The sequence below is a fragment of the Aquimarina addita genome, assembly GCF_039539305.1.
Classification (GTDB): domain Bacteria; phylum Bacteroidota; class Bacteroidia; order Flavobacteriales; family Flavobacteriaceae; genus Aquimarina; species Aquimarina addita.
This window is the reverse complement of the sequence record NZ_BAABCW010000065.1, coordinates 1-1276: the sequence shown is the minus strand read 5'-3', so window position 1 is coordinate 1276 and position 1276 is coordinate 1. Positions and strand designations below refer to the sequence as shown.

The following is a 1276-nucleotide window of genomic DNA, read 5'->3' as shown; positions in this document are numbered from 1 at the left end:
AATTTTTTGTTCCATAGTTGTTGTGTTTTTCCAAGGCATAATAATTTGATTTTTGTCTCAAATTATAACTTGAAAAAGTGTAAACTATGTCCCTTTAACTTTGTAAACTATGTGCCTTTAACGTACCGGATTACCGCCAACGGTTGGTGTATGAAACGTAGCTTGCAAAAAGGCACTACTTTTCGGATTAACACAGAGCCGAATTTTTATGTTTTGTTTTTAACTTATCAATTTTAAAAGCCAAATTTAAAAATTTGGCGGTCTTTTTAAATAAGCACAAATCTTGCGATTAGACACTCATTAGCTATGTTTTATACACGTTGTTGCCAGTAGTTTTTCATTCATATTCTGGTACTAGCAATACTAGAAAATCAATTACAAGAGAAACAATTTCTCCGTCTTTGTCAATTCCCCAATATGACGGATACGTTCCGTCACCGTAACCTGAATGAAACATAGTTATATTTAATTCCGAGTTTGGTAATTGAAAGTTTATCCAATCTCCATAATCAGTTTTGTCATTTTGGTCTTTAGCATTTTTCTTAAATTCAGATGCGAAAAGGTCATCATAAATATTTCCGTCTGGATTAGCTTTCATAAAATCAGATTCAAATTTCACATATTCCTTTCCAGATTGAAAGTCATAAAATCCACCTAATCCTGCGTCAACAGGAAATCCGAAATAGTCAGCTTCGTCTGTCAATTCAGATATGTTATCTTCTTCTCGTAATGCCATTACCCATTTTTCTGCTTTCTTCTCGCTAAATTCAAGTTTTGCAATAGCATATCTATCTCCCGAATCTTTAGTTTTGGCAATGTAAATTTTGATTGGATATTTACCTGGTTTAACTGTTCTAGTCAAAGGTTTAGTTTCGGAATAAACCAATGGGTCGCAAACCACAATTTGTCCACTTGGAACATTTAGCATTCCAATTTCAAGTAATTCAATAGGTGTTTCTTCAACTTCTTTATTGTCAAAAATCAAATTATAATCAGCGTGAGAAAGCACTTCGGTTTTCTTTTCAGTTTTTTTCTTAAACAGTCCAAACATTTCCTTTCCTTTTTGAGGTTCAGTTTTTTTGTCCGATAAATTACAAGACAAAAAGTTTAGAATCATTCCGAATATTAATAGTTTTCTCAATGTTTTTTAAATTCTGACTAACGTAAAAATACATCACTGATTTACAGTTATTTGCAAATCATCATTAGATAATCCAAATTTATCAATTTGTTTTCTAATTCTTTTGACCAGACCTAGTTTTCTTTTTTGGTCGAG

General features: G+C 31.8%; 1 protein-coding gene. It reads right to left on the bottom strand.

The window, feature by feature from the left end; genetic code table 11:
• Positions 1-337: 337 nt before the first annotated feature.
• A complete protein-coding gene (locus tag ABD816_RS22140; RefSeq protein WP_344931094.1) occupies positions 338-1141 on the bottom strand; it encodes a DUF4241 domain-containing protein in 804 nt (267 codons plus the stop codon).
• Between the last annotated feature and the right edge of the window lie 135 nt (positions 1142-1276).